Genomic DNA, 21,805 nt, shown 5'->3' with positions numbered 1-21,805 from the left:
ATATACATGAAAATCATGAGTTGATTTATTAATGCTGAGAGTAAAAATAGGAGAGATTATTGTGATGACACAACTTGCAAAACACATCATTGAGGGAAATTCGGTATTATTGCGTCCAGCAAAGGAGTCCGATATAGAGGCTTATTTAGCTTTTTTACAAGATTCGGAGATGAACCTGCTGACAGGGTCACAAAAAGCTTTTACACGTGAGGAAATCGAAGCTTGGATTCGCAAAATTAGCGTCATAAACGAAGACCGATTTGATTCCATGATTATATTGAAGGAAACAGGAGAGCTGCTCGGCGAGGTTGTACTAAATGATATGGATACGATCAATCGCAGCGCGAATATACGTATCGGTATTCAAGGGACGCAGCATCGCGGCAAAGGATATGGTACAGAAGCGCTGCTTCTCATGCTTAGATACGGCTTTCAAAAGTTGAATTTGCACCGCATCCATCTCGGCGTTTACGCTTTTAATCCGCGCGCCATCCATGTGTATGAGAAGATCGGATTTCATCGCGAGGGAGTAGAGAGGGACGCTTTGTTTATGGATGGGAAGTTTCATGATCTCATTACGATGTCTATATTAGAGGATGAGTTCGACGCGCTATATGGAGCATAAAAATAAACAAATAAAGCGCCAATCGAGGACACGGTTCATTCCATGTTCGGGATTGGCGCTTTTTTTTGTAGCTACATCTCGTTAGAATGGAGCGCAAGGAAGGAGTCAACCAGCTCAGGGTCAAAATGCAGCCCGCGCTGTTCACTAATATATTCCAGCGCACGTTCTTCGGACCATTTTTCTTTGTAGGGACGGGTGCTGGTCAATGCATCATAAACATCAACGACGCTGACGATACGTGCTTCAATTGGAATGTTTTCTCCGGCAAGCTGATGCGGGTAGCCGGTACCGTCCCATTTTTCATGATGGTATAAAATAATATTTTTACCCATTTCGAGCTCAAGCTTAAATAAATCATCTGTAAGCTCAGCATAAATTTTATCAATGATATCAACGCCGATTTGGGTGTGCATCTCAACAATATTTCGTTCGTAATAAGCGAGAGGACCCGGTTTATATAGAATGCCTTCAGGAATTCCTGATTTGCCGATATCGTGCAAAATGCTCGCATGCGAAATGCGGTTCACGGCTTCCTCCGTCCAGCATAATTGCATGCGTTCATTATGGAAGTGAGTGAGCCGTTCCGTTAAATCCCGCACACGGACGAGATGCTGCTCGATGCCCGGATCACGAATTTCGCAAGAAATGGCGAGCACCTTAAGCATCGAGCTTTGAATGGAGCCGATGCGCTCCTCTGGTAAATAGAAGCCGCTCTTTAACTTCTCCAGCTCACGAAAAATACCGATATAATAGGTTACCCCTTCGATTTGCAGAGGTGTTATGGTAATGGAGGAATGCCAAATGCTGCTGTCTCTTCGCCGATTTGTTAGTACGCCTGACCATGGCAAGCCTTGTTTAAGAGCTTGCTTCATCTGATCATGCGTTTCCTTTGGCGTATAGGATGTTCGCAGGATGCCAGCCTTTTTCCCTGCTATTTCTTGTGATGAGTAGCCCGTAACCTTCTCGTAGGACGGATTGACTGCAAGAATATGATGTTCTATATCTGTGATGATCACAGCATCAGCTAGTTTAAGGTAATGGACTAGGTGTTCATTCATGTTGCAAATCGTTTCTCCTCACTTCTTTTTCTTCGGCAATATCTTTGTGCCTTGCTCCATTGGAGACTGACATAATGGGCAAGCACGAGTCTCTGATTGTGAATCCTCGTAAGTAATAATACGCTGCCATACCTCGCAGGAATTGCTAGTACATAACCATGCAAGAGCAGATTCTGTATCACCGTCCTCTTCTTCACCAGACATAAAGGCAGAGCGGATGAACCTTGATAGTTCAGCCGGTTTTCCCCGGTACAGAGCAGGGGAGCTGATATACAACTCCTCTTGGGCTCTAGTGACAGCAACATAGGCGAGTCTACGTTCTTCCTCCAGCGCTTCTGCCAGTGCGTTGTCTCCGGTTTGAATAGAGCTCCGGTCACTATGCTTATCCGCAGCTAATGCAGAGCTATGAGGTAAAATGCCTTCTGAGGCACCGATGACGAATACAACAGGAAATTCAAGTCCTTTGGATCGATGAATGGACATCAAAGATATCGCACTGCGGTTATGATTATGTTTCTGAAGCTGCTGCACGGCAGCATGCTTGTCTGTAATATCATCAATATAGGCCAGAAAAGCTTCGATGGTATCATAGGTGCTCGCCGCAGACTCGAACTCATCAAGCACTTCCTTTAGACCTTCCTTATGCTCCGTCATTTCATGACGCTTGCTCGTTTCAAGAAATTGATCATAAAAGGATTGGCGAAGCTGCATAATAGCTTCAGCAGGCTTTAATTCGGCCAGCGCTTTAATAAGCTTGATGCGTTCTTTGATTTTGTCTTTCTGAAATTCTTTGATCTGCGGAAATTCAAGCAGATGTATGAGCGGCCATTTCTTAGCACGCTGCTTGTCTTGGTTCCATATGAAAGCCATAGCCTGTTCCCGATTGACATAAAGCGAGGGCAGCAAAATTTCCATCGCATCGAAATTGCGGCGATCCATTGCAAGCCTCAGATGGGCAACTAGCGGCTTTATCGCCCACTGGTCATAAAAGAGCTGGCCGTCGCCGAAGTCGATAAATGGAAGCTCCTTTGTAAGAAGCAGCTCGACGAGCGCCCTGCTGCTGCTCGCAGTACGGAATAAAACAGCAAAATCGCCAAAGGAGCGATTGCCTTGAGCAATTAGCATGCTAATTGTGTCCGTAATGAGCTTTGCCTCGTCTTGCGTCGTCTTGAGCCGTGCATAGGAGGGGCTAACTCCTTTGGGCTTGACAGCAAAGAGCGATTTCTCTTTGCRGAGCTTATTATATTGAATGATAGCATTGCCAAGTCCGACGATTGTGCTCGTTGAGCGGTAGTTAATATCCAGTACATAAGTTGCTGCACCTGGATATTGATGCTCGAAGTTCAATATATAATCGTTTTTTGCACCGTTGAAGGAATAGATCGTCTGATCGTCATCGCCGACGACCATAAGATTGCGATGCTTGTCGGCAAGCATTTGGACGAGCACGTATTGCACCTGATTTGTATCTTGGAATTCATCGATCATGATGTACTGAAAGCGCTGCTGAAGGGTAGCAAGCAGCACCTTGTCGTCCCTCAGAAGCTTGTACGCTTCAAGCAGCAAATCATCGTAATCGAATTTATCCATCTCTTTCTTCCACTGCTCATAACGGGTGAAAAGCAGCTTTAGCTCTCTTTCCTCCGTTGTAGAAGCGGGAAGGTCTTCGATGTTGATCATCAGCAGCTTAATGGCGGAGAGCTGTGCAAGAATGGTTTCGGGCTCATATTCGTTTTGCAGCAAAAGCTCCCGCATCAGACGTTTGAAAAAAATATGCTTTTGTCCGGTTTCACCCAAAATGCCTTGGCGATAGCCGCGCCCTCGCAGCAGTTGGAGGCAGAAGGAATGAAAGGTACGAGCCTCTACGCCGCTTGCTGCTTGCGGATTAAGCACAGGAAGAGCGCGAATGCGGCTTCGCATTTCATCGGCTGCTTTTTTGGAAAAAGTCATTAATAAAATATGCTGTGGCAAGGCGCCTTGCACAGCCAGCAGATAAGCAGTTCGGCATACGAGTACAGACGTCTTGCCCGATCCTGCTCCTGCCAGCGTTAGTGCTGCTCCTTTGTTATGGCGAACAGCGGCAATTTGAGGCCTATTGAGTGATATGCCGAATTGCTCTAAAGACCGGAAGAAGCCGGCATCCTTCTGGCTTGCATCAACAAGCTGAAGGCTCGTTTCGGCTTCTGCTTGCTCGGCAAAAGGAACCTGACTGTTCCGAATGCCTATGGGAAATGTATAATAGACATGACTCACTACTTCATCACCTTTAAGAATAATATTCACTTATTATAACAGAACATTAAAAGAATGAGGGATGACATCATGATTGAACAAGCTGTGAAAGAAGACTTAAAAGAAGTAATGCCGCTGCTGCTATCTGCGATCGGCCATATTGCCTACACCTTGGCAGGAACTGAGGATGATTATGAAGTAGAGCGCATCCTTGGCGATTTTTATGTTCGCGAGGACAATCGGATTAGCTATAAGCATGTTCTTGTCGATAGGAGAGAAGATGGCATTGCAGGAATGCTTATTAGCTATTCAGGCGATGGAGCTGCAGAGCTGGATGTGCCATTTGTTACACGTCCTGGGCGAGATAAAGGTGTGCGTGCGGATGAAACGATTGCTGTTGAGGCACAAGAAGGCGACTTTTACTTGGATTCCATCGCAGTCGCCGAACGTTATCAGGGGCAGGGCATAGCTAAGGCGCTAATTAGCGCTTTTGAACAGAAGGGTGAAGAGGCTGGATGCAGCAGGCTGTCGCTGATTGTAGAGCCAGAAAATACGAGGGCTTATGCGATTTACAAAAAGCTTGGTTTTACTGAGGATGGTACGATTTTAGTGAGCGGAAGTCCTTATATCCGAATGGTGAAAATGAAGTAATTGTTCAATAAGTTAATTATGGAATAAAAAGGGTTTGTGCGGTAAGATGAGAGAGTTATATGTAATTTATAATAGACTTTCATCGTAACCGGGGGCGTTTTATTTATGGCTATGGCAAGCTTCAAATCGAAATTAGCTTACAGCTCGGGAAATTTATCAGTCAACTTAATTGCACAGGCCTTCGCATCTTACATCGTTTTTTATTATGTGGATGTGCTTGGTGTAAAACCGACTTTAATCAGTCTGGCCATGGTGATTCACGGCATCGTCAATGCGGTGCTAAACCCGTTGTTCGGACACATTTCCGACCGTACGAGCTCCCGTTTTGGCAGGCGCATTCCGTACATGCTGTTTGGCATGGTGCCGCTGGTGGCCTTGTTTACTGYGATTTGGTTTCCAGTTGGCACCGGATCAGCGCTGTTCTGGTACTTCTTAACGATCGTGCTGCTCTATGACATTATGTTCGTGATGGTTGTATTGAACTATTCTGCACTGTTCCCTGAAATGTTTACAACGATGAAAGAACGGGCAACGGTGTCTTCATGGCGTCAAATGTTCGGCATCTTAGGAATGATTATTGGTGTGGCTCTTCCTCCCCTCGTTTATGCGAATATGGGCTGGGGACCGATGGGAGCGATTTTTGCCGGGATCGCGCTTATTTTCTTTATTGTTATGGTATCGGCAAGCAAGGAAAAAATGGTTGTTTCGCGTGAAGAGGTTGGTTTCGTTCAATCCTTGAAATTCACATTCTCGAATAAGGCGTTTGTTTTATTCGTTATCGGCAGCTTTTTCGTCCAGTTTACCTTTGCCATGCTGCCCGCGGCTATCCCTTTCTTCACCAAATACGTGCTCGGAGCTGAAGATAGCAGCAATACGATTTTGCTTGGCGCTATTTTTGTCGCTGCCATCCCGTGCGTCTACATATGGGGGAAATTTCTGCAGAGATGGGGCCCGCGCAAGACCGTTATGATTGCCGTTAGTATTTACGCATTTGCAACGATTCCATTTTTATTCGTATCCAGCGTTGCAACTGCGGCCATGGCGGCGGTCGTGATCGGCATCGGTTTAGCGGGTTTGCTGGTATTGCTGGATGTTCTGTTGTCCGAGATTATTGATGAGGATGAGAAGCAGACAAACGTACGCAGAGAGGGCATGTACTTTGGGATGAACGGCTTTATCGTCAAATGGGGAATTTCACTGCAGGCTGTTGTTCTGGGTGTTGTGCTGGAGGCTACAGGCTATGTGAAGGACGCGGTTCAAGCGGATGCGGCTGTGTGGGGCATTCGTTCAATGCTCAGCTTCATCCCGTTCATAGCTCTGCTTGTGGCTCTTCTATTTTTCTATTTATACCCTATTCGTCCTACGAATACTATTACAAGAAGCGAAGCGGTGACCCATAGTAATGACTAGTTTTATAGATTGGGTAAAAAAGAACCCATTATTGCTGCTTCTGTTTCTCGTCGGGGCTGCGGTGAGAGTGGTATATGCGGGCGCCATACCAGGCGGCTTGAATCAGGATGAGGCATCGATCGGCTATGAGGCTTATTCTATTCTGCATTATGGCATTGATCGCAATGGCATATCGCTGCCGGTTCATCTTATTGCATGGGGAAGCGGTCAGAACGCGCTTTATGCTTACCTGTCTATGCCTTTTATCTATTTATTTGGTTTAAATGAACTGTCAGTTCGAATGGTTAGCATCTTATTTGGCCTACTGAGCATGGTGCTATTTTATCGGATTGCAAATCAGCTATTTAAAAGAAAGCATGCAGCTGCGGCTGCAGCTTTTTTTATCGTCATATGTCCTTGGCATATTATGATGTCACGATGGGCGCTGGAGTCGAATATTTTTCCTACTCTAGTGCTAATCGCCGTGTTTTTTTTGTTGAAAGCGCTGCAGCAGCCGAAATGGCTGATTGGCTTTACATTAACACTAGCCGCTTCGCTTTATGCTTATGGAACGGCTTATTTTTTTGTACCTGTTTTTGGAGTAGGCGTATTGGCTCTGCTCGTTGTTAAAAAGGCGTTCAAGCTGCGAGTTCTGCTTTGGAATTGCGCGGTTCTCATTATATTAGCAGCACCTATCGGTCTGTTTCTTCTTATTAATCGATATGGCATGGCGACCATACAATTTCTGTTTTCTATTCCTAAGCTAACTGTTCCTCGTGTAGAGCAAATCTCTACGGCATTTGGCGGTCATTTTTTCTCAACGTTTGCGGACAATTTCAAATCATTTTTGCAAATGTATTTGACTCAAAATGATGGTTTGCTGTGGAATGCCATGCCTAAATTTGGGTATATGTATCCGTTAGCATTACCGATGATCGGAATTGGCATCTTATATGGTGTTATGAAACTGATTAATAATTTCCGCATAGAGACAGCAGTCATTGCTATCTGGTTCGGAACGGCAATTCTAATGACATTGATTACTGATGTGAATATCAATCGTATTAATATTATTTTTTATCCGACGGTATACTTGGCAGTTGCAGGCCTTATGTGGCTGCACAAGCGGATTAAATACTCTTTCCCTATCGTTATAGCGGCATTCTCTATTTTCTTTGTTTTCTTCTGTGCTAACTATTTCACTACTTATTCCAAGCAAATAAGCCCGCTTTTCTATGAGTCCTTTGGAGAAGCTGTACAGTATGCATCGGATGAAACGGAGGGCAATATTTATGTGACGGATCAAGTGATGATGCCTTATATTTATGTATTGTTTTATGAAAAAATGGATCCGAAGCAGTTTATGAGCACAGTCGACTATATCAATCCGGGTGAACCCTTTCAGTTTGTTCGGGCATTCGGCAGATACCATTTTGGGCAGCCTGAGCTGAAGCCAAACGAGGAAGCGGCTTATATTTTCAAAAATAGCGACTCTATTCCGGGTGAGGATTCAGGCTATAAGATTAAAAGATTTAAACATTATACGGTCGTGAGCGGTACAGGAACAATGGTAGCTCCGAATGTTCATGAATCATTTCAGAACGGCGGCTTTGAGGAAGGGCAGCAGTATTGGTCATTTACTTCCGGTACGGGGATAGGCTCAAACCGTCCTTACAGCGGTTCCAACTTAATGTATGTTGACCCAGGCAACGGTCGTGTCGTTTCCCAGACCTTCTCGGCTGCTGATGACGGTGACTATATCCTTTCTGCTAAAGTGAGTACGAGCGCTGCTGGTGGAATGATCGGGCTTTCCATCAATGGAGTAAAAGTTGAAGATCTTGCGATTAACGCACAAGAGCAATATGTAGAAGTTAAGCTGCCTGCAGTATCCGTGAACATGGGGGATACCGTTTCTATCTATTTTACTGGAGGGGCGGGCTGGTTAAATGTCGATGATGTGGCGTGKAGCAAGAAATAGTGACCGTATTATTTTGCGTGCTAGAGTAATGTTGATTATTTTGATTCTTCTATTTGTTATTGTCTTAATAGGCTGCTCAAATAAGCAGATGGGAATGAAGGAAACAATCACCGCATATTACGACCACATGCATAATGGAAAGATGGAGGAGTCTCAAAACCTTTTGGATTGGGACTCCGGGGAGTGGGACATTGTTGATTATTACGTTACAATGCCTCTCATGAATAAAGACTATGGTTTGGTTTCGTTAGAAACTTTTGAAATTAGTTCATCCAAGAATGATGATGCTTCAGGAGAAGCTGTAGTTAAAATTACTTATAAGGATAAAGCTGATAAAAATCGAATTGAAATCAACACGTTAGAGTTACATACAGATTCCAACGATAACTGGAAAATAACGTCCATCACACGAAACATGGAATGAAATTAATCCGATACGGCTTCACCGTTAATATAATAGCTGTCCTCACGATATGCATGAAACACGATCTCAATTTCAGATAAGCCAATTTGGCTGACATATTTGGTAACTGCCTGTGCAAATCGATTTCTTACTTGCTGTCCCCGCTCGAACCAGCCGACCTCGATAAATGCAAACCCTTGATCATCTGCCTCACTGCCAAAAACGCTGGTCGTATTTAGACAAGCCATTGTAAAATTATCGGTACCGCACTCGCAAATAGCGGCAAGCTCAGCGGCAAGCGGTGTCGAAACAGACTTTAACTGCTCGGACGGTACTCCGCGGAATAATAAATGTGGCATTGCACTGTTCCTCCTGCATAGATAGATTAAATATCCATAGTAGTATATCAAAAAAAAGCATCAGCCGCTTATACCAGGGAATGCCGTCTGATTCACAATCATTGGCATTCCTGTATAACGACTGATGCTTGTTTGTTTGCTGCTTACTCCGTCACATGAAACGGCTTAAGAAACAGCTTAGGAATTTCAGTTTCAAACTTGACGAGTTTGCCGGTTACCGGATGCGTGAAGGACAATACGCGGGCATGCAAGCCAAGGCGGCCAATGATGCGTGTGCGTGCGCCGTATTTTTTGTCGCCAACAACGGGATGGCCAATGTCCTCCATATGAACGCGAATTTGGTTTTTTCGGCCTGTCTCGAGATTCACTTCGAGAAGCGAGAAGTTTTTATTGGAACGAAGCACCTTGTAATGGGTAACGGCGTGCAGACCATCGTTCGGATAGGAGCTGGAATACATTTTGAGCGTTTTGCTTTCCTTCAGCCACGAACTGATTGTACCTTGCTCCTTCTTAACCAATCCTTCTACGAGCGCGATATAGCTGCGTTCTTGAACCGAATCCTGCCAGCTGTTTTGCAACTGCTGCTGAACCGCCTCGCTCTTTGCAAACATCATGACACCTGAAGTATCACGATCCAGACGATGCACAACGTAAATCCGGTTTTTCGTATTCTCGACACGTACATGCGCCATAAGCTGGCGATAGGCGGTCACTTCATTTTCTGGCGCAGAATCAGATGATATGGACAGAAGTCCCGATTCCTTCTTTATAACGATAATATGCTCATCCTCAAAAAGGATCGCGAGCCCTTCCAGCGGTATTTTATCCTGCGGCCGGTCTCTGCCTACCGTAACGGTTTGACCGGGCTGAAGCGGATAGTTGTAAGCGGTCGTTGATTTTCCGCCTACAGATACTTGTCCATTCGCTAATATGGATTTCACTACATTGCGTCCAGCACCTGAAATATTTTTTATGAGAAAGGGAAGCAGTTCCATCGGTTCGTTAACCGGGTAGGACTTGCTCTTATCTGCTTGTGATTGAGGAGCTCCGCGCTTTTTTCCCCTGTGCATGCCAAAAAACCTCCTAGATTCAATGCTCCTACTATACCATGAGTATGGGCTTCAGTTCTAATCTTCTGTTTAGCAGTTTAACAACGCTCTATGAATCTCGATCTAATAGACAAAGAGTTAAGAGGAGTGGTAGGATTAATGATAGATTTACCAAATGGTGAAAAAGGAAAAGTTTGGAGGAAATGATCGCGTGAAAACAAAAATTTTAAAGACTATGCTAAGTCCTATGCTCATTGCCGGGTTATTGCTTGCCCCATTGTCAACACTTAGCGTAGATTCTGTAGCGGCAGCCAGCGCTGCAAGCAAGACGGTTGCCGTATCGACGCAACAACTGCAGGTGATTGTAGATGGCAAGAAATTATCTCTATCAGCCGGCGCGTATGCAGAGAAAGGCGTCACATTTGTTCCGATGCGCGATATTTTTACAGCACTGGGCGCTACCGTAACTTGGGAAGGCAAGACGGAGACGATTATTGGACGTAAAGGCAATCGTTCTATTTCTCTTAAAGTAGGCATGAAGCAAGCGGTCATTAACGGTAAAACAGTGAAGCTCGATTCACCTGCTGTCGTTCGCAAAGGCGTCACGTTTGTACCCGTTCGGTTCATCTCGGAAGCTCTTAACGCAAATGTGAAATGGGATAAAGCCGCTAACGCGGTTCGAATCACATCGCAAGAGGCTGCCGAGCAAGCAGAATACAACGAGTGGCTTGAGCAGCAGAAAAACATTCCTAGACTTACTCCTAAAGAAATCGTAGATAAATATGATGAGAGCGTTGTTCTCATTATGACCAATCGCGCTCAAGGCAGCGGCGTTGTTATTGGTGATAATCTGATTCTTACTAATTATCATGTTATCGGAGATGCAGCCTCTGCTACTATGCTGGATGTTTATGGTGATGAGCTGAAGATTACAGGCGTAGTTCATTATGATAAGTCAGCAGATCTAGCTATTGTTAAAACAGAAAAATCAATTGATATTCCGCCGGTCGTTCTAGGTTACGGGTTAAACTCGTATAAAGGCGGCAAAGTCGTTGCCATTGGAAGTCCGCTTGGACTGCAAAATACAGTTTCAGACGGTCTGATTAGCAACATCACCTATGAAGACGGTATCCGATACATTCAGACAAGTGCTCCGATCGATCACGGCAGCTCAGGCGGGGCATTGTTTAATGAGTTCGGAGATCTTATTGGTATCACCACGCTTGGATACTCTGGGACGAGCGCGGATTTGAATTTTGCTGTATCCGTTATTCATGCTGCTAGTTTGAATAGCGAAGTAACAGAGGAGAAAATAAAGAACGCTAAGTTTTTACCTTCAAGCTTGCCGGATACGCTCGTTGGCGCTCCTTTGGCTGATATCGAGAAGGTGCTGAAAGATCAATTCTCTTCTGTATCTACTACTGAAGGCGAGGCTAAGTTTACGAAGTGGGAAGCCAAACGTGATTCCGCTGGCTGGCTCGTACTGACAGCAGATATTGATCCTAGGTTTTATATGTTATACGGAGCGTCGATGTCTCAGGAGCTCAGGCTTTGGGCAATTAATCTAGGGAATGAGTTCCATAAGATGCTGCCGGATGAGAAAATTCAAGTGCTTATTTCCTTCGAGCGCGATTATGGTTTCGAGCCGCGCGGCTTTGAATCGGGCGAGGTCACAGCACTTGGCGGCGACAAATGGCGTGTTCGCTATCCAATTATCGATATGCAGCTCAAAAATGAACTTTATATTAAAGTAAGAGTGTAAAAAAATGGAGGCATCTGCTGCTGCGATCTGCGGCAAGGGATGCCTCTTCTTTTTTTTGATTTTTTTCTGTACAATAGAAGGCATCTTGCTATAAGCGCTGAAGGCTTTCGCAAGCGTGCTTTATAGGCAAATGCTTAAGTTAGAGAGGTTATTACTTATGAAAGTGGTACTGTCCACATTAAATGCCAAGTTTATACACACATCACTGGCGCTGCGCTGTTTGAAGGCGTTTAGCGGCGATCGATTCGATATTGAAATTGCAGAGTACACCATCAAAGATCCAGTGATGAACATCGTGTCCGATATTTTTTCGAGAAAACCGGATGTAGTCGGATTCTCCTGCTACATTTGGAACATCGAGGAAACGATTACGGTTATTAATATGCTGCGCAAAATCATGCCTGAAATCAAAATTATTTTAGGCGGTCCAGAAGTCAGCTATGATATGGACTATTGGATGGAGCGTGTGCAAGAGGTTGATTTTATCGTGGTGGGCGAAGGCGAAGAGACCTTCCATCATTTGCTTACTGAGATTGAAGGCGATGGCAAATACCATATGGTATTTGGAATTACCTATCGGAAGCAGCGCGAGGATCGCGTCGAGGTGCTGATTAATCCGCCGCGTCCCAAGCTGAATCTGAATGAGCTGCCATCCCCGCATCGCTTTGAGGAGGATATTCCTCATTTGGGAAGCCGTGTCGTTTATTTTGAGACAAGCCGAGGCTGCCCGTTCAGCTGCCAGTTTTGCCTATCCAGTATCGAGGTTGGCGTTCGTTATTATGATATGGAGCGGACGAAAGCGGATATTTTGTATTTGATCGAAAAAGGCGCCAAGCTTATTAAATTCGTCGATCGAACATTTAATATTAAACGGGATTACGCGCTTGAAATTTTTGAGTTTTTGATCAAAAACCACCAGGGCTGTGTTTTTCAATTTGAAATAACAGCAGATATCATGAGACCTGAGGTGCTTGATTATTTGGCTGAGAATGCGCCTCCAGGCATATTCCGCTTTGAAATTGGCGTACAATCTACGAATGATCCAACAAATGAAGCGGTTCAGCGTCGTCAGAACTGGATGAAGCTGGTGCGTACCGTTATGAAAGTGAAAAATTCTCAAAAAATCGATCAGCATCTTGATTTGATTGCCGGTCTGCCGCTTGAGAACTATGATACGTTCCGCGGAACGTTTAATGATGTATTCGAGCTGCGTCCCGAGGAGCTGCAGTTAGGCTTTCTCAAAATGCTGCGCGGTACGGGTCTCCGCCGTGAAGCAGATAAATGGGGCTATATCTATATGRACAGATCGCCTTATGAAATGCTGGGCAACGATCTGATGCCATTTGGCGATATCGTTCGCATTAAACGGGTAGAGGATGTATTGGAGAAATATTGGAATGCGCACCGAATGGATCATACGCTGCTTTATTTGGTTGATCGTGTGTTTCCATCGCCATTCGACTTCTTCCAGGCGTTCGGCGATTTCTGGGAACGAAGCGGCTGGCAAAAGATCGGCCATCAGCTGGAGGATCTGTTCTCGCGGCTCTCGGCGTTTCTTGGATCGCTGCCTATCTCAGCAGAGAAGAACTTCGAACAGGTGCCAGCACTGCAAGAGGATACGAAGAGAGTTTCTGCTTCACCAGAAGAAATACTTGCAATTGCAGGCGAACGCTTAGATAAGGACGTCGTGCTGGGGCTAATGAAATACGATTATTTCCTTAATCATAATTATAAGCCTCGCAAAATTTGGTGGGAGTTTACGATGGACAAGTCGCTGTGGAGCGGCTGGATGCGCCACTTAGCGGATCGCCCAGAGGATGTATCTCCTGAATTCGCAGCACTGCGATTTGGCGAGAAGGAGCTTCACAAACATGCGGTTATTGAGAAGCTGCCGTTTGATCTTGCAACGTTCCTTGCTACAGGAGAGGTTGATCGCGAACATCATACGCTGCTCGTTGTTCTGTATGCACTTGAGGCAGGTAGTAGCAAACCGAAGCCGCGTCCTTTCACTTTAAAGATTAAAGCTGGTCAAGAAGCGATGATTAAGTAGTCCAGATTGAAATGAAAAGAACCTCCAAACCCATGAAGCAAACGGGTTTGGAGGTTCTTTGTTATTGGTTTGAAAATATGAAATTAAACAGAAGCAGGTACAATGCTGCGAAGTACAGTCATGCTGCCGGAAAGCTCATAGTCGCCAAGATTAGCGGGAAGGAGGAAGCACTCGCCTGCTTTAACGGATTGCTCGCCATCTGCCCATTTCACTTGTCCCTCACCATCGGCAACTACAAGGATAACGAAGCTATCAAGCGATGTGGACAGCTTCCAAGGAGCGGCTACGATACCTTTCTCAACGATGAAGTAAGGAGAAGAAGCGATGGTCAGCCACTGGCCAGCTACTGCGCTGTCTGTTTTCATCCGCTCAGCGCCTGCGCCTTCATAGGCAATGACATTAAGAGAATCTTCGATATGAAGCTCGCGCAGCTGACCATCAAGCCCAAGGCGATTGTAGTCATGTAAGCGATAAGTAGTGTCGGAGTTTTGTTGAATCTCAGCTACAACAACGCCAGAGCAGAGAGCATGAACGGTTCCTGCGGGAATGTAAAATGCATCACCGGCTTCAACAGTCACTTCTTGAAGCGCGTCCATAATGCGGCCTTCAGTGATTGCTGCTTCCATCGCCGCACGGTCAATGCCGTCTTTTAGGCCATAGATGATTTTTGCGCCTGGCTTAGCGTCGAGGATGTACCACATTTCTGTTTTGCCAAGCTCGCCTTCAGGCAGCCCTTCGTATGCATCCGTTGGATGGACTTGAATGGATAGGTCATCATTGCAATCGAGCAGCTTGATAAGGAGCGGGAAACGTCCGTTTTTCTCGGAAAAGCCTTGTGAGCCAAACCATACAGGTCCGTAAGTTTCACGAATTTGGTCAAGTCCAACGCCAGCAAGCTCGCCGTTCATTACTTTTGTAATGCCGTTAGGGTGATCACTGATCATCCAGCCTTCGCCAATTGAGCCTTCAGGCATTTCAAGGCCAAAACCTTCTAGTGCGCGTCCTCCCCAAATACGTTCTTTCATTTCTGCTTTAAATTGTAATGGATAAGGTTTTACTGTCATTATTTATCTCTCCCATATCGGTAGTATGTCGTTCTACTTCAGCTAAAAAATAACATTCAGAGCAATTGGCTTTAAAGAGCTGTAAGGTCAACGCGTTGCAAAAGATTAACGAGYAGTTGGACGCTTCTCTGCCGCAATAAGGTAAGGGGCAGCCTTGCGCTGGGTCTGCCTGTAAATAACGGTCTGCGCTAGGCTTTGAGGCAGCTGCTCTGCCCATGATTCCACGGAGGCGGCTTCCTCAGCACCGCCAGGATGCCCTGGATACAAAACGCAGGTCACGATACCTCCAGGACGCAGCAGCATTATAGCTGCATCGAGCGCAGCCAGTGTTGTTGCAGGCTCGGTTATGATCGTGAGATCATCGCTTCCCGGCAAATAACCGAGATTGAACATTACGGCTGAGACTTGTCCGATAATAGAAGGATCAACAGTCTCAGCCATACTTGCGTGATTGCTCAGCACAAGTTTAATATCGGGAAGCTTATTGTTATTTTGAAGGGAAGAAAGGCGCTCTTGCGTGCGATCAAGCGCCTCCTGCTGGATATCAAAGGCATATACTGTGCCGTTAGGTCCAACAAGCTCGGCAAGCGCAAGTGTATCTACACCACCGCCGGCAGTAGCATCAATGACGATGTCACCCGGCGAGGTACGCTCGTTGATCCATTTGTGAGCCATGCTTAGGACTGATAGAAACCCCATATTTCGCTAAACCTCCTGCTGCCATAACTTGCCTTGCCACGTATTGCGGCGCGTAAGCTCGTCGTCGAAGGCATTCAGCACTGACCATTTATTCATGCTCCACATCGGACCAATCAACAGGTCACGCGGCGCATCTCCCGTAAGGCGATGCACGATCATTTCTGGCGGCAGAAACTCAAGTGTATCAACAATCAATTTCACATATTCATCCTGCTCAAGAAATTGAAGCAGACCAGCCTCGTACTGACGTACCATCGGCGTCTTGCGCATGAGATGAAGCAAATGAATTTTAATGCCTTGCACGTCCATCTTGGCGACGGCGCGACCTGTATCAAGCATCATTTCATGCGTTTCCTGAGGAAGACCGTAAATGATATGCGCACATACACGAATGCCGCGTTCCCGAAGACGCTTTACGGCATCGAGATAGCAGGCTGTATCATGTGCACGGTTAATGAGCTCTGAAGTAGATTCGTGCACGGTTTGAAGTCCCATCTCCACCCAAAGATAGGTTCGTTCATTCAACTCAGCCAAATAATCGACTACATCATCGGGCAAGCAATCAGGTCGTGTTGCAATGGACAAACCAACAACGCCAGGCTGCTGCAAAATGACTTCATAATATTCCCTTAGCTCTTCAACGGGCGCATACGTATTTGTATAAGCTTGGAAATATCCAATATACTGCGCATTTTGCCATTTCTGATGCTGACGGTCCCGTATTTTATTGAATTGTGTAACGAGGTCGTCCCGCCTGCTGCCCGCGAAATCACCAGAGCCGCGAGCGCTGCAAAATGTACAGCCGCCCTTTGCAATGGACCCGTCACGGTTTGGGCAAGTGAAGCCGGCATCAAGCGTAACCTTGAATACCTTGCCTCCCAACTGCTCATGCATTTCGTAATTCCATGTATGAAATCGTTTATCGCCCCAAAGCAGTGGCTGCTGCTGTTGCGATGTTGATAATTTAATCATCGTTTTCCCCTTCATTCAAGACCTACACCCTATATTTTAGCGAAAAACGAGTGGAAAAGCCACGTTTGTCATGCGAATAGATATTGAATGTTCGGAAAACGCTTTAATTGGAAATATTTTTTGAAATGGGTGTTTTTAGACTTGCGTAACCTTACATGAAGTGTTATATTAAAAGTGCGACAAAACAACAAATAAACCTAACATAGCCCATATGCACCTGCATTCATGAAACGTCGATTAAATGGAAATACTCTTACTAATAAATCGATGAGGTGATTAGAGATGAATRATGTAACCAAAATCCCGCACGGCGACGATACTGTAACTGTTGAGCTTACTGTAAAAGAATTGATGGCGCTTACAGGCGTCCGCTTTCACAATAATCATGGTGTAGAAATTTCTGCTCGCAAGAAGTTGAATGAAGTATTAGTGGGAACATACGAGCGTGAACAGAAAGAGAACGCTCCGATTCCGTATCAGCTTTTGCTGTAACGACTATACATCCAATGACATGATAAGCAAGCCGCATCGCCAATAATTGGCTGCGGCTTTTTTCTATCCTCTTTACATTGCTCAATTTCTTGGGCACAATAAGGACTAGTCTATTCGTTGCATCGTCTACGATAAATGGAGGAATCACTGCATATGCGTTTAAGAGGAAGAAAAGGTATTCGTGAAAGTTTAGAGGGTCAGCCGGAGCTAGTCGTGCTCGATGCTGCGCCGCACAAAGGCAAGTGGCGTGAGTTTTTTGGCAACGACCAGCCTATATATGTAGAGCTTGGCATGGGCAAGGGTCGTTTTATTAGTCAAATGAGTGCTCGCTACCCGCACATCAATTTTATTGGTGTCGACATGTATGATGAGCTTCTTCGCCGCGCAAGCGAGAAGGCACGCATCGTATGGGAGCAAAAAGGGGAGTCTCATCCGCCCAATCTTGCGCTGCTTCGCGCTAATATTGAAGGAATCGAGACGATGTTTGCTCCGGGTGAGCTTGAACGTGTCCATCTGAATTTTAGCGATCCTTGGCCAAAGGCTAAGCATGCGCGCAGAAGACTAACGCATCCAAGACTTGTTGCCAAGTATATTGAACTGCTTAACGAGCGCGGCGAAATCCATTTTAAGACGGATTCACAATCTCTATTTGAGTTTTCATTGAACAGCTTCGCGGAAATGGAACTTATCATGCGCAATATTTCGCTTCATTTACACAAAGAAGGCCCTCGAGAGGACCTTGTGTTTACGGAATATGAGATGAAATTTATGGAAAAAGGACAAAATATTTATCGTGTTGAAGCCGTTATCGGCTCCGAGGCTATTCGGAAGCATCGTGAAGCGAAACATGAGAAGTCGCTTAAAGAGGAAGCTGAGGCATCAGAATCCGTATCGAATGATTCGGATGATGAGGATAATTAATTTAGTCCTACTGCAGACGATACCCAGGAATAATTGACTGCCAAAGCTGTTATCGTTCCGATCAGTGCGCCAGCTGCAACATCAGATGGGTAATGCAGCCCTAGATACATTCTTGACCATCCAACGGATAGTCCAATTATTAACGCAAGCGGCACCAGCAGAGTCATCCATATCCCGCTAGTCAGCAATATAGGGACTAGCCATGCGAAGATCGCTGTTGTGTGTCCGGATGGAAATGAAGAATCGACAAGCGGCTTATGACATGTATTTACATCAGGCAGCGCTTGATAAGGTCGAAGTCGTTTGAATTTACGCTTTACAATTGCTACTGGCAGATGGCTTATGACGACCGCAGTTAAGCATTGCCACCCAGTAAGGCTCCAAGGAGCAGGTGCAAGTAGTGCATATAGAAGGGCGGTTGCGAGCGTAAAGGTTGCGCCGCCCATATGTGTGACCGTGCTTAACCATTTCCCCAGAATTCGATGTCTTTTTCTCCCTGAAGGTCTCCGGTTTGCCCAAATCAATAATCTTTGCTCACTCGTTTTCAGCCAGCCTATCATTCGTTCCATCGCTGTCATCCTCCTAACGGTGGCTTACTTCTATAACATTTATCAATTCCAGACTTAATTTTAGCATGTTTTTGTTCGCTGAGCGTAAACTATTTCTTGTCCCTATATTAAGGATAAGTAAGTATTATAGCACTAACTTGCTTTCCATGGGTGCTGCCTGATGAGAATGCGCTGTCATGCGTCTATCGGTATCCTGTTTTCGCTCCAAATACAGGGAATAAATATTGATTTCAAATTACTGTTTAATAATGTGCATTTGATGGTAAAACTGTAATGGACAAATTCCACGCGGTTGTGACAGGGTCTGTCGAAACCGCAAAAGATGTCGGAACGGAACTTTCTCGTTCACTTGTTCGTCACATAGACCTATTTCGATTTAAGAAACATTTTCACACATTTTAACGTAAATAAGGACGTTAGTGCTAAAAACTTAGCAATTGGTTGAAAATAAGGCTGAGTCGTCGTAAAAGGAGGTAATGTATTCATCCGTGAGCAATGCAAGCGTTTTTCTGCCGAGATTAAGCGCAATGAAGACTAATTCAACTTTTGACAAAGAAGTTGTTTCTGTGGAGAATCAATTATGGTCCGAGAGTGTTTGCAGAGAAACACTCATACAAAGAGAAAATATATAATAAAAAGCTTACGGCAGCCACGGGTGGATGCTGAAAAAAAGCAAAAAAAATGGGGTCTAAAGGGGTAATGCCGCATGTTCAATACGATTATGTTTGTGGTTCAAATTCTATTTGCGTTGCTAGGTGTGTATCAGCTGTTTTTAACGTTTTTCGGATGGCGGCGTAAAAAAGAAGATCTTTCTCATGCACCGAAAAAAACATTCGCACTGCTGATAGCAGCTCATAACGAAGAGCAGGTTGTTGGGGCACTGATTGAAAACTTGCAAAAAATGAAATATCCACGGGAGCTTTATGATATTTTTGTAATTTGCGATAATTGCACCGATGGTACAGTCGATGTTGTAAATAGTTATGATGGAGTATATGCATGTGTTCGTGAAAATCCAAATCAACGCGGCAAGGGCTTTGCAGTTGAGTGGATGCTTAAAGAGTTGTGGGCTATGCCAAAGAGCTACGACGGCGTAGCGATCTTTGATGCCGATAACCTTGTAGCGACTGATTTCTTGCAGTACATGAACAATGATTTGAGCAATGGATTCCGAGTTATTCAAGGCTACCTGGATACAAAAAATCCAAATGATTCTTGGGTCAGCTCAGCAAATGCAATTAACTACTGGTTCTGCAACCGGCTTTGGCAGCTTCCGCGTACAAATCTTGGCCTTGCCAACTTTCTAGGTGGAACAGGCATGTGCTTTGATTCAAAGCTGCTTCAGGAAATGGGCTGGGGAGCTACAAGCTTGGTTGAAGATTTAGAATTTACAGTCCGCTGCATTAAACGCGGAATTTATCCGAAGTTCAACTTTGAGGCAAAGGTGTTCGACGAGAAGCCGATTACGTTCCAAGCATCAGCTCGCCAAAGGCTTCGCTGGATGCAAGGACACTTTGATGTTACTCGTAAACATATGCTTCCTCTGCTTTGGCAGGGAATCAAGGATCGCAGCATGACGAAGATTGATGCGGCCCTTTATGTGTTCAATGCTTATAATTATTTGGCTGGATTTTTTATTGCAGCGATCATTTGGGGAGACATCCTGCTGTCAGGCGGAGATAACGTCACCTCCGTGTACAACCTGCTTCCAATTTGGCTGAGCATTCCGTACATGGCATATATTTTTGTGCAAATACCTTTATCCATGTATATGGCTAAAGTTTCGTGGAAGCTATATTTGCGGATTCCGACTTTTCTATTGTTCACCTTGTCATGGTGGCCGATAACGGTGCATGCATTCTTCACGCAAAACAACAAAAAGTGGAGTCATACCCAGCATACACGCGTCATCCGTCTTGAAGAAGTTCAAAGCAAACAAGTGTAATCGCTTGTTGACAAGGCTTTGTAGGCCATGGTATAGTAACACGGTAACATTTACAACTAACTTAATACGCACAAGCAGAAGCACCCGCTTCTCACCTTTCGGCTCAGGCTGGCTGGTTCGCGATAATCGATTAGTCATTCCATCATTTCAACTGAAGTGATGCTCTGACATACATGTACGGTTATGAGATGCGGGTTCGAGCGAACCCGCATTTTTTTATTGCGTGGAGACATGAACAAACCAATTTTGGAGGTGGCACGTTATTAGCAGAGAACATCAAATCAATGATGAAATCCGGGCCAGAGAAGTGCGTTTAGTAGGCGCTGAAGGCGAGCAAATCGGTATTAAATCCATTCGCGATGCTATGCAGCTTGCTATTGAGCTGAATTTGGACCTGGTGAACGTCGCACCGACGGCTAAACCGCCGGTATGCCGCATCATGGACTACGGAAAATTCCGTTATGAGCAGCAGAAGAAAGAAAAAGAAGCACGCAAAAACCAAAAGATCGTTGATCTTAAAGAAGTTTGGTTCCGTGCTAACATTGATGAAAATGACTACCAAACGAAGTTTCGTAACGTTGTTAAGTTTCTCAATGAAGGCGATAAAGTGAAAGCATCCGTAAGATTCCGTGGTCGTGAGATTGCTCATGCATCTCTAGGCCAAAAGATTTTGGATCGTCTTTCAAAAGAGGTTGCCGAATTATGCAGCGTTGAGCGCGCTCCTAAGCTGGAAGGCCGGAGCATGATTATGATTTTGGCACCCAAAACCAACAGCTAACAACTGATGAAGAACTTTAAGGAGGATAACTGATATGCCTAAGATGAAAACTCACAGCAGTCTGAAAGACCGCTTTAAAATTACTGGAACTGGTAAAGTAAAACGTTACAAAGCTTACCGTAACCACTTGCTTTCACACAAATCCGGTCGTCAAAAACGCGTACTTGCTGGCCAACCGCTTATGGCTGCTGGCGATGTTCGTCGTTTGAAACAAGGCCTTGCTAACTTGTAATAATAAGCTACACCAAATAAGCTAATTCAACCTACAGGAGGTTTCCACTCATGGCAAGAGTTAAAGGCGGTTTTGTCCGCACTCGTCGTCGCAAAAGAATTCTAAAGCTAGCTAAAGGTTATTTCGGTTCGAAACATCGTCTGTTTAAAACAGCGAAGGAGCAAGTTGGTAAGTCCCTAATGTACGCTTACCGTGACCGTCGCAACAAAAAACGTGACATCCGCAGACTGTGGATCGTTCGTATTAACGCGGCAGCTCGTATTAACGGACTTTCGTACAACAAATTCATGCACGGCTTGAAACTTGCGGGCGTAGAAGTAAACCGCAAAATCCTTGCTGACCTTGCAGTTAACGATATGACTTCGTTCAACTCGCTTGCTGGCATTGCAAAAGAAAAAATTAACGCTTAGGCGTTGACCACATATAAGGGCTGTCCAGGTCATCTAATCGATGATTTTTGGACAGCCTTTTTTGCGGTTTTTTTTTGCGAAAATGAACCGACATGCGCACATTTATTAGAGCAGAGGACAAATAAACAGACGGATGCCACCCTCCGCGAATATGCTGTAGGACAACG

The 21,805-nt window shown here is 45.1% G+C and carries 21 protein-coding genes and 1 other annotated feature; of the genes, 13 read left to right on the top strand and 8 right to left on the bottom strand.

The window, feature by feature from the left end; all coding sequences use genetic code 11:
* The first annotated feature begins 64 nt into the window (after positions 1–64).
* Positions 65–625 (top strand): GNAT family N-acetyltransferase, encoded by a 561-nt coding sequence (locus tag AC1DPK_RS04385; RefSeq protein ID WP_477509468.1) that lies wholly within the window; start codon positions 65–67, stop codon positions 623–625.
* Between the two features lie 71 nt (positions 626–696).
* On the opposite strand, the gene AC1DPK_RS04380 is transcribed toward AC1DPK_RS04385, so the two are convergent.
* Together AC1DPK_RS04380 and AC1DPK_RS04375 are read right to left on the bottom strand one after the other, a co-directional pair.
* Positions 697–1,683: an HD-GYP domain-containing protein gene (locus AC1DPK_RS04380; RefSeq protein ID WP_477509448.1), complete on the bottom strand. Its 987-nt coding sequence runs from the start codon at positions 1,681–1,683 to the stop codon at positions 697–699.
* 18 nt (positions 1,684–1,701) lie between these two features.
* Positions 1,702–3,936, bottom strand: a complete 2,235-nt coding sequence (locus tag AC1DPK_RS04375) for a UvrD-helicase domain-containing protein (protein ID WP_477509447.1) — start codon at positions 3,934–3,936, stop codon at positions 1,702–1,704.
* Between the two features lie 69 nt (positions 3,937–4,005).
* Here AC1DPK_RS04375 and AC1DPK_RS04370 point away from each other — a divergent pair, with 69 nt between their 5' ends.
* From AC1DPK_RS04370 to AC1DPK_RS04355, 4 genes are all read left to right on the top strand, one after another.
* Positions 4,006–4,566 carry a GNAT family N-acetyltransferase gene (locus AC1DPK_RS04370; RefSeq protein ID WP_477509446.1) on the top strand — a complete coding sequence of 187 codons (561 nt, stop codon included), beginning with the start codon at positions 4,006–4,008 and terminating at the stop codon, positions 4,564–4,566.
* Positions 4,567–4,671: 105 nt separating this feature from the next.
* Positions 4,672–5,976, top strand: coding sequence for an MFS transporter (locus AC1DPK_RS04365; RefSeq protein ID WP_477509445.1), 1,305 nt, complete (start codon positions 4,672–4,674; stop codon positions 5,974–5,976).
* Entirely contained in the window at positions 5,969–7,933 is a 1,965-nt protein-coding gene (locus AC1DPK_RS04360) for a glycosyltransferase family 39 protein (protein WP_477509444.1), read from the top strand. Before AC1DPK_RS04365 ends, AC1DPK_RS04360 begins: the two co-directional genes overlap by 8 nt.
* Positions 7,902–8,357, top strand: coding sequence for a hypothetical protein (locus tag AC1DPK_RS04355; protein ID WP_477509443.1), 456 nt, complete (start codon positions 7,902–7,904; stop codon positions 8,355–8,357). Before AC1DPK_RS04360 ends, AC1DPK_RS04355 begins: the two co-directional genes overlap by 32 nt.
* A gap of 2 nt (positions 8,358–8,359) precedes the next feature.
* Here AC1DPK_RS04355 and AC1DPK_RS04350 read toward each other — a convergent pair whose 3' ends face one another.
* Both AC1DPK_RS04350 and AC1DPK_RS04345 read right to left on the bottom strand, forming a co-directional pair.
* Positions 8,360–8,695 (bottom strand): DUF1904 family protein, encoded by a 336-nt coding sequence (locus AC1DPK_RS04350; RefSeq protein ID WP_477509442.1) that lies wholly within the window; start codon positions 8,693–8,695, stop codon positions 8,360–8,362.
* Between the two features lie 143 nt (positions 8,696–8,838).
* On the bottom strand, positions 8,839–9,765 hold the full coding sequence (locus AC1DPK_RS04345; RefSeq protein WP_441879221.1) for an RluA family pseudouridine synthase: 927 nt from the start codon (positions 9,763–9,765) through the stop codon (positions 8,839–8,841).
* Between the two features lie 190 nt (positions 9,766–9,955).
* Between AC1DPK_RS04345 and AC1DPK_RS04340 the strand changes: the two genes are divergently transcribed.
* Both AC1DPK_RS04340 and AC1DPK_RS04335 read left to right on the top strand, forming a co-directional pair.
* On the top strand, positions 9,956–11,506 hold the full coding sequence (locus AC1DPK_RS04340; RefSeq protein WP_441879219.1) for a stalk domain-containing protein: 1,551 nt from the start codon (positions 9,956–9,958) through the stop codon (positions 11,504–11,506).
* Positions 11,507–11,663: 157 nt separating this feature from the next.
* A complete protein-coding gene (locus tag AC1DPK_RS04335) occupies positions 11,664–13,556 on the top strand; it encodes a B12-binding domain-containing radical SAM protein (protein WP_477509441.1) in 1,893 nt (630 codons plus the stop codon).
* Positions 13,557–13,639: 83 nt separating this feature from the next.
* Here the strand turns inward: AC1DPK_RS04335 and AC1DPK_RS04330 are convergent, their stop codons facing one another.
* The 3 genes from AC1DPK_RS04330 to mnmL all read right to left on the bottom strand — a co-directional run bounded on the left by AC1DPK_RS04330 (position 13,640) and on the right by mnmL (position 16,291).
* Positions 13,640–14,620 carry a type I phosphomannose isomerase catalytic subunit gene (locus tag AC1DPK_RS04330; RefSeq protein ID WP_076268019.1) on the bottom strand — a complete coding sequence of 327 codons (981 nt, stop codon included), beginning with the start codon at positions 14,618–14,620 and terminating at the stop codon, positions 13,640–13,642.
* A 105-nt stretch (positions 14,621–14,725) separates the two neighbouring features.
* Positions 14,726–15,319, bottom strand: coding sequence for a tRNA 5-(aminomethyl)-2-thiouridylate-methyltransferase MnmM (gene mnmM, locus AC1DPK_RS04325; protein WP_477509440.1), 594 nt, complete (start codon positions 15,317–15,319; stop codon positions 14,726–14,728).
* 6 nt (positions 15,320–15,325) lie between these two features.
* Positions 15,326–16,291, bottom strand: coding sequence for a tRNA modification radical SAM protein MnmL/YtqA (mnmL, locus tag AC1DPK_RS04320; protein ID WP_441879213.1), 966 nt, complete (start codon positions 16,289–16,291; stop codon positions 15,326–15,328).
* Positions 16,292–16,573: 282 nt separating this feature from the next.
* Here mnmL and AC1DPK_RS04315 point away from each other — a divergent pair, with 282 nt between their 5' ends.
* Both AC1DPK_RS04315 and trmB read left to right on the top strand, forming a co-directional pair.
* Entirely contained in the window at positions 16,574–16,783 is a 210-nt protein-coding gene (locus AC1DPK_RS04315) for a hypothetical protein (protein WP_477509439.1), read from the top strand.
* 153 nt (positions 16,784–16,936) lie between these two features.
* Positions 16,937–17,704: a tRNA (guanosine(46)-N7)-methyltransferase TrmB gene (trmB, locus tag AC1DPK_RS04310; RefSeq protein ID WP_076268016.1), complete on the top strand. Its 768-nt coding sequence runs from the start codon at positions 16,937–16,939 to the stop codon at positions 17,702–17,704.
* On the opposite strand, the gene AC1DPK_RS04305 is transcribed toward trmB, so the two are convergent.
* Complete coding sequence (locus AC1DPK_RS04305) at positions 17,701–18,273, bottom strand: phosphatase PAP2 family protein (protein ID WP_076268015.1); 573 nt, start codon at positions 18,271–18,273, stop codon at positions 17,701–17,703. The two genes, trmB and AC1DPK_RS04305, sit on opposite strands and share 4 nt — an antisense overlap.
* Before the next feature lie 706 nt (positions 18,274–18,979).
* Between AC1DPK_RS04305 and AC1DPK_RS04300 the strand changes: the two genes are divergently transcribed.
* The 4 genes from AC1DPK_RS04300 to rplT all read left to right on the top strand — a co-directional run bounded on the left by AC1DPK_RS04300 (position 18,980) and on the right by rplT (position 21,638).
* A complete protein-coding gene (locus AC1DPK_RS04300; protein ID WP_076268014.1) occupies positions 18,980–20,218 on the top strand; it encodes a glycosyltransferase family 2 protein in 1,239 nt (412 codons plus the stop codon).
* A 66-nt stretch (positions 20,219–20,284) separates the two neighbouring features.
* Positions 20,285–20,442, top strand: a sequence feature (ribosomal protein L20 leader region).
* Positions 20,443–20,498: 56 nt separating this feature from the next.
* Entirely contained in the window at positions 20,499–20,996 is a 498-nt protein-coding gene (infC, locus tag AC1DPK_RS04295; RefSeq protein ID WP_144376751.1) for a translation initiation factor IF-3, read from the top strand.
* Between the two features lie 34 nt (positions 20,997–21,030).
* Positions 21,031–21,228: a 50S ribosomal protein L35 gene (gene rpmI, locus AC1DPK_RS04290; protein ID WP_076268012.1), complete on the top strand. Its 198-nt coding sequence runs from the start codon at positions 21,031–21,033 to the stop codon at positions 21,226–21,228.
* A 50-nt stretch (positions 21,229–21,278) separates the two neighbouring features.
* Positions 21,279–21,638 (top strand): 50S ribosomal protein L20, encoded by a 360-nt coding sequence (gene rplT / locus AC1DPK_RS04285; RefSeq protein WP_054028358.1) that lies wholly within the window; start codon positions 21,279–21,281, stop codon positions 21,636–21,638.
* Positions 21,639–21,805 lie beyond the last annotated feature (167 nt).

Source organism: Paenibacillus sp. 01T424 (assembly GCF_056398745.1).
Note: the sequence above shows the minus strand (reverse complement) of the source record. Positions and strands in the feature narration are given on the sequence as shown.

Bases quoted from the DNA above. Each gene is read 5' to 3' on its own strand.
- rpmI (WP_076268012.1), top strand. From the start codon at position 21,031: ATGCCTAAGATGAAAACTCACAGCAGTCTGAAAGACCGCTTTAAAATT.
- mnmL (WP_441879213.1), bottom strand. From the start codon at position 16,291: ATGATTAAATTATCAACATCGCAACAGCAGCAGCCACTGCTTTGGGGC.
- AC1DPK_RS04370 (WP_477509446.1), top strand. From the start codon at position 4,006: ATGATTGAACAAGCTGTGAAAGAAGACTTAAAAGAAGTAATGCCGCTG.
- AC1DPK_RS04300 (WP_076268014.1), top strand. From the start codon at position 18,980: ATGTTCAATACGATTATGTTTGTGGTTCAAATTCTATTTGCGTTGCTA.
- AC1DPK_RS04380 (WP_477509448.1), bottom strand. From the start codon at position 1,683: ATGAATGAACACCTAGTCCATTACCTTAAACTAGCTGATGCTGTGATC.
- AC1DPK_RS04350 (WP_477509442.1), bottom strand. From the start codon at position 8,695: ATGCCACATTTATTATTCCGCGGAGTACCGTCCGAGCAGTTAAAGTCT.
- AC1DPK_RS04330 (WP_076268019.1), bottom strand. From the start codon at position 14,620: ATGACAGTAAAACCTTATCCATTACAATTTAAAGCAGAAATGAAAGAA.
- rplT (WP_054028358.1), top strand. From the start codon at position 21,279: ATGGCAAGAGTTAAAGGCGGTTTTGTCCGCACTCGTCGTCGCAAAAGA.
- AC1DPK_RS04305 (WP_076268015.1), bottom strand. From the start codon at position 18,273: ATGGAACGAATGATAGGCTGGCTGAAAACGAGTGAGCAAAGATTATTG.
- AC1DPK_RS04345 (WP_441879221.1), bottom strand. From the start codon at position 9,765: ATGCACAGGGGAAAAAAGCGCGGAGCTCCTCAATCACAAGCAGATAAG.
- AC1DPK_RS04385 (WP_477509468.1), top strand. From the start codon at position 65: ATGACACAACTTGCAAAACACATCATTGAGGGAAATTCGGTATTATTG.
- trmB (WP_076268016.1), top strand. From the start codon at position 16,937: ATGCGTTTAAGAGGAAGAAAAGGTATTCGTGAAAGTTTAGAGGGTCAG.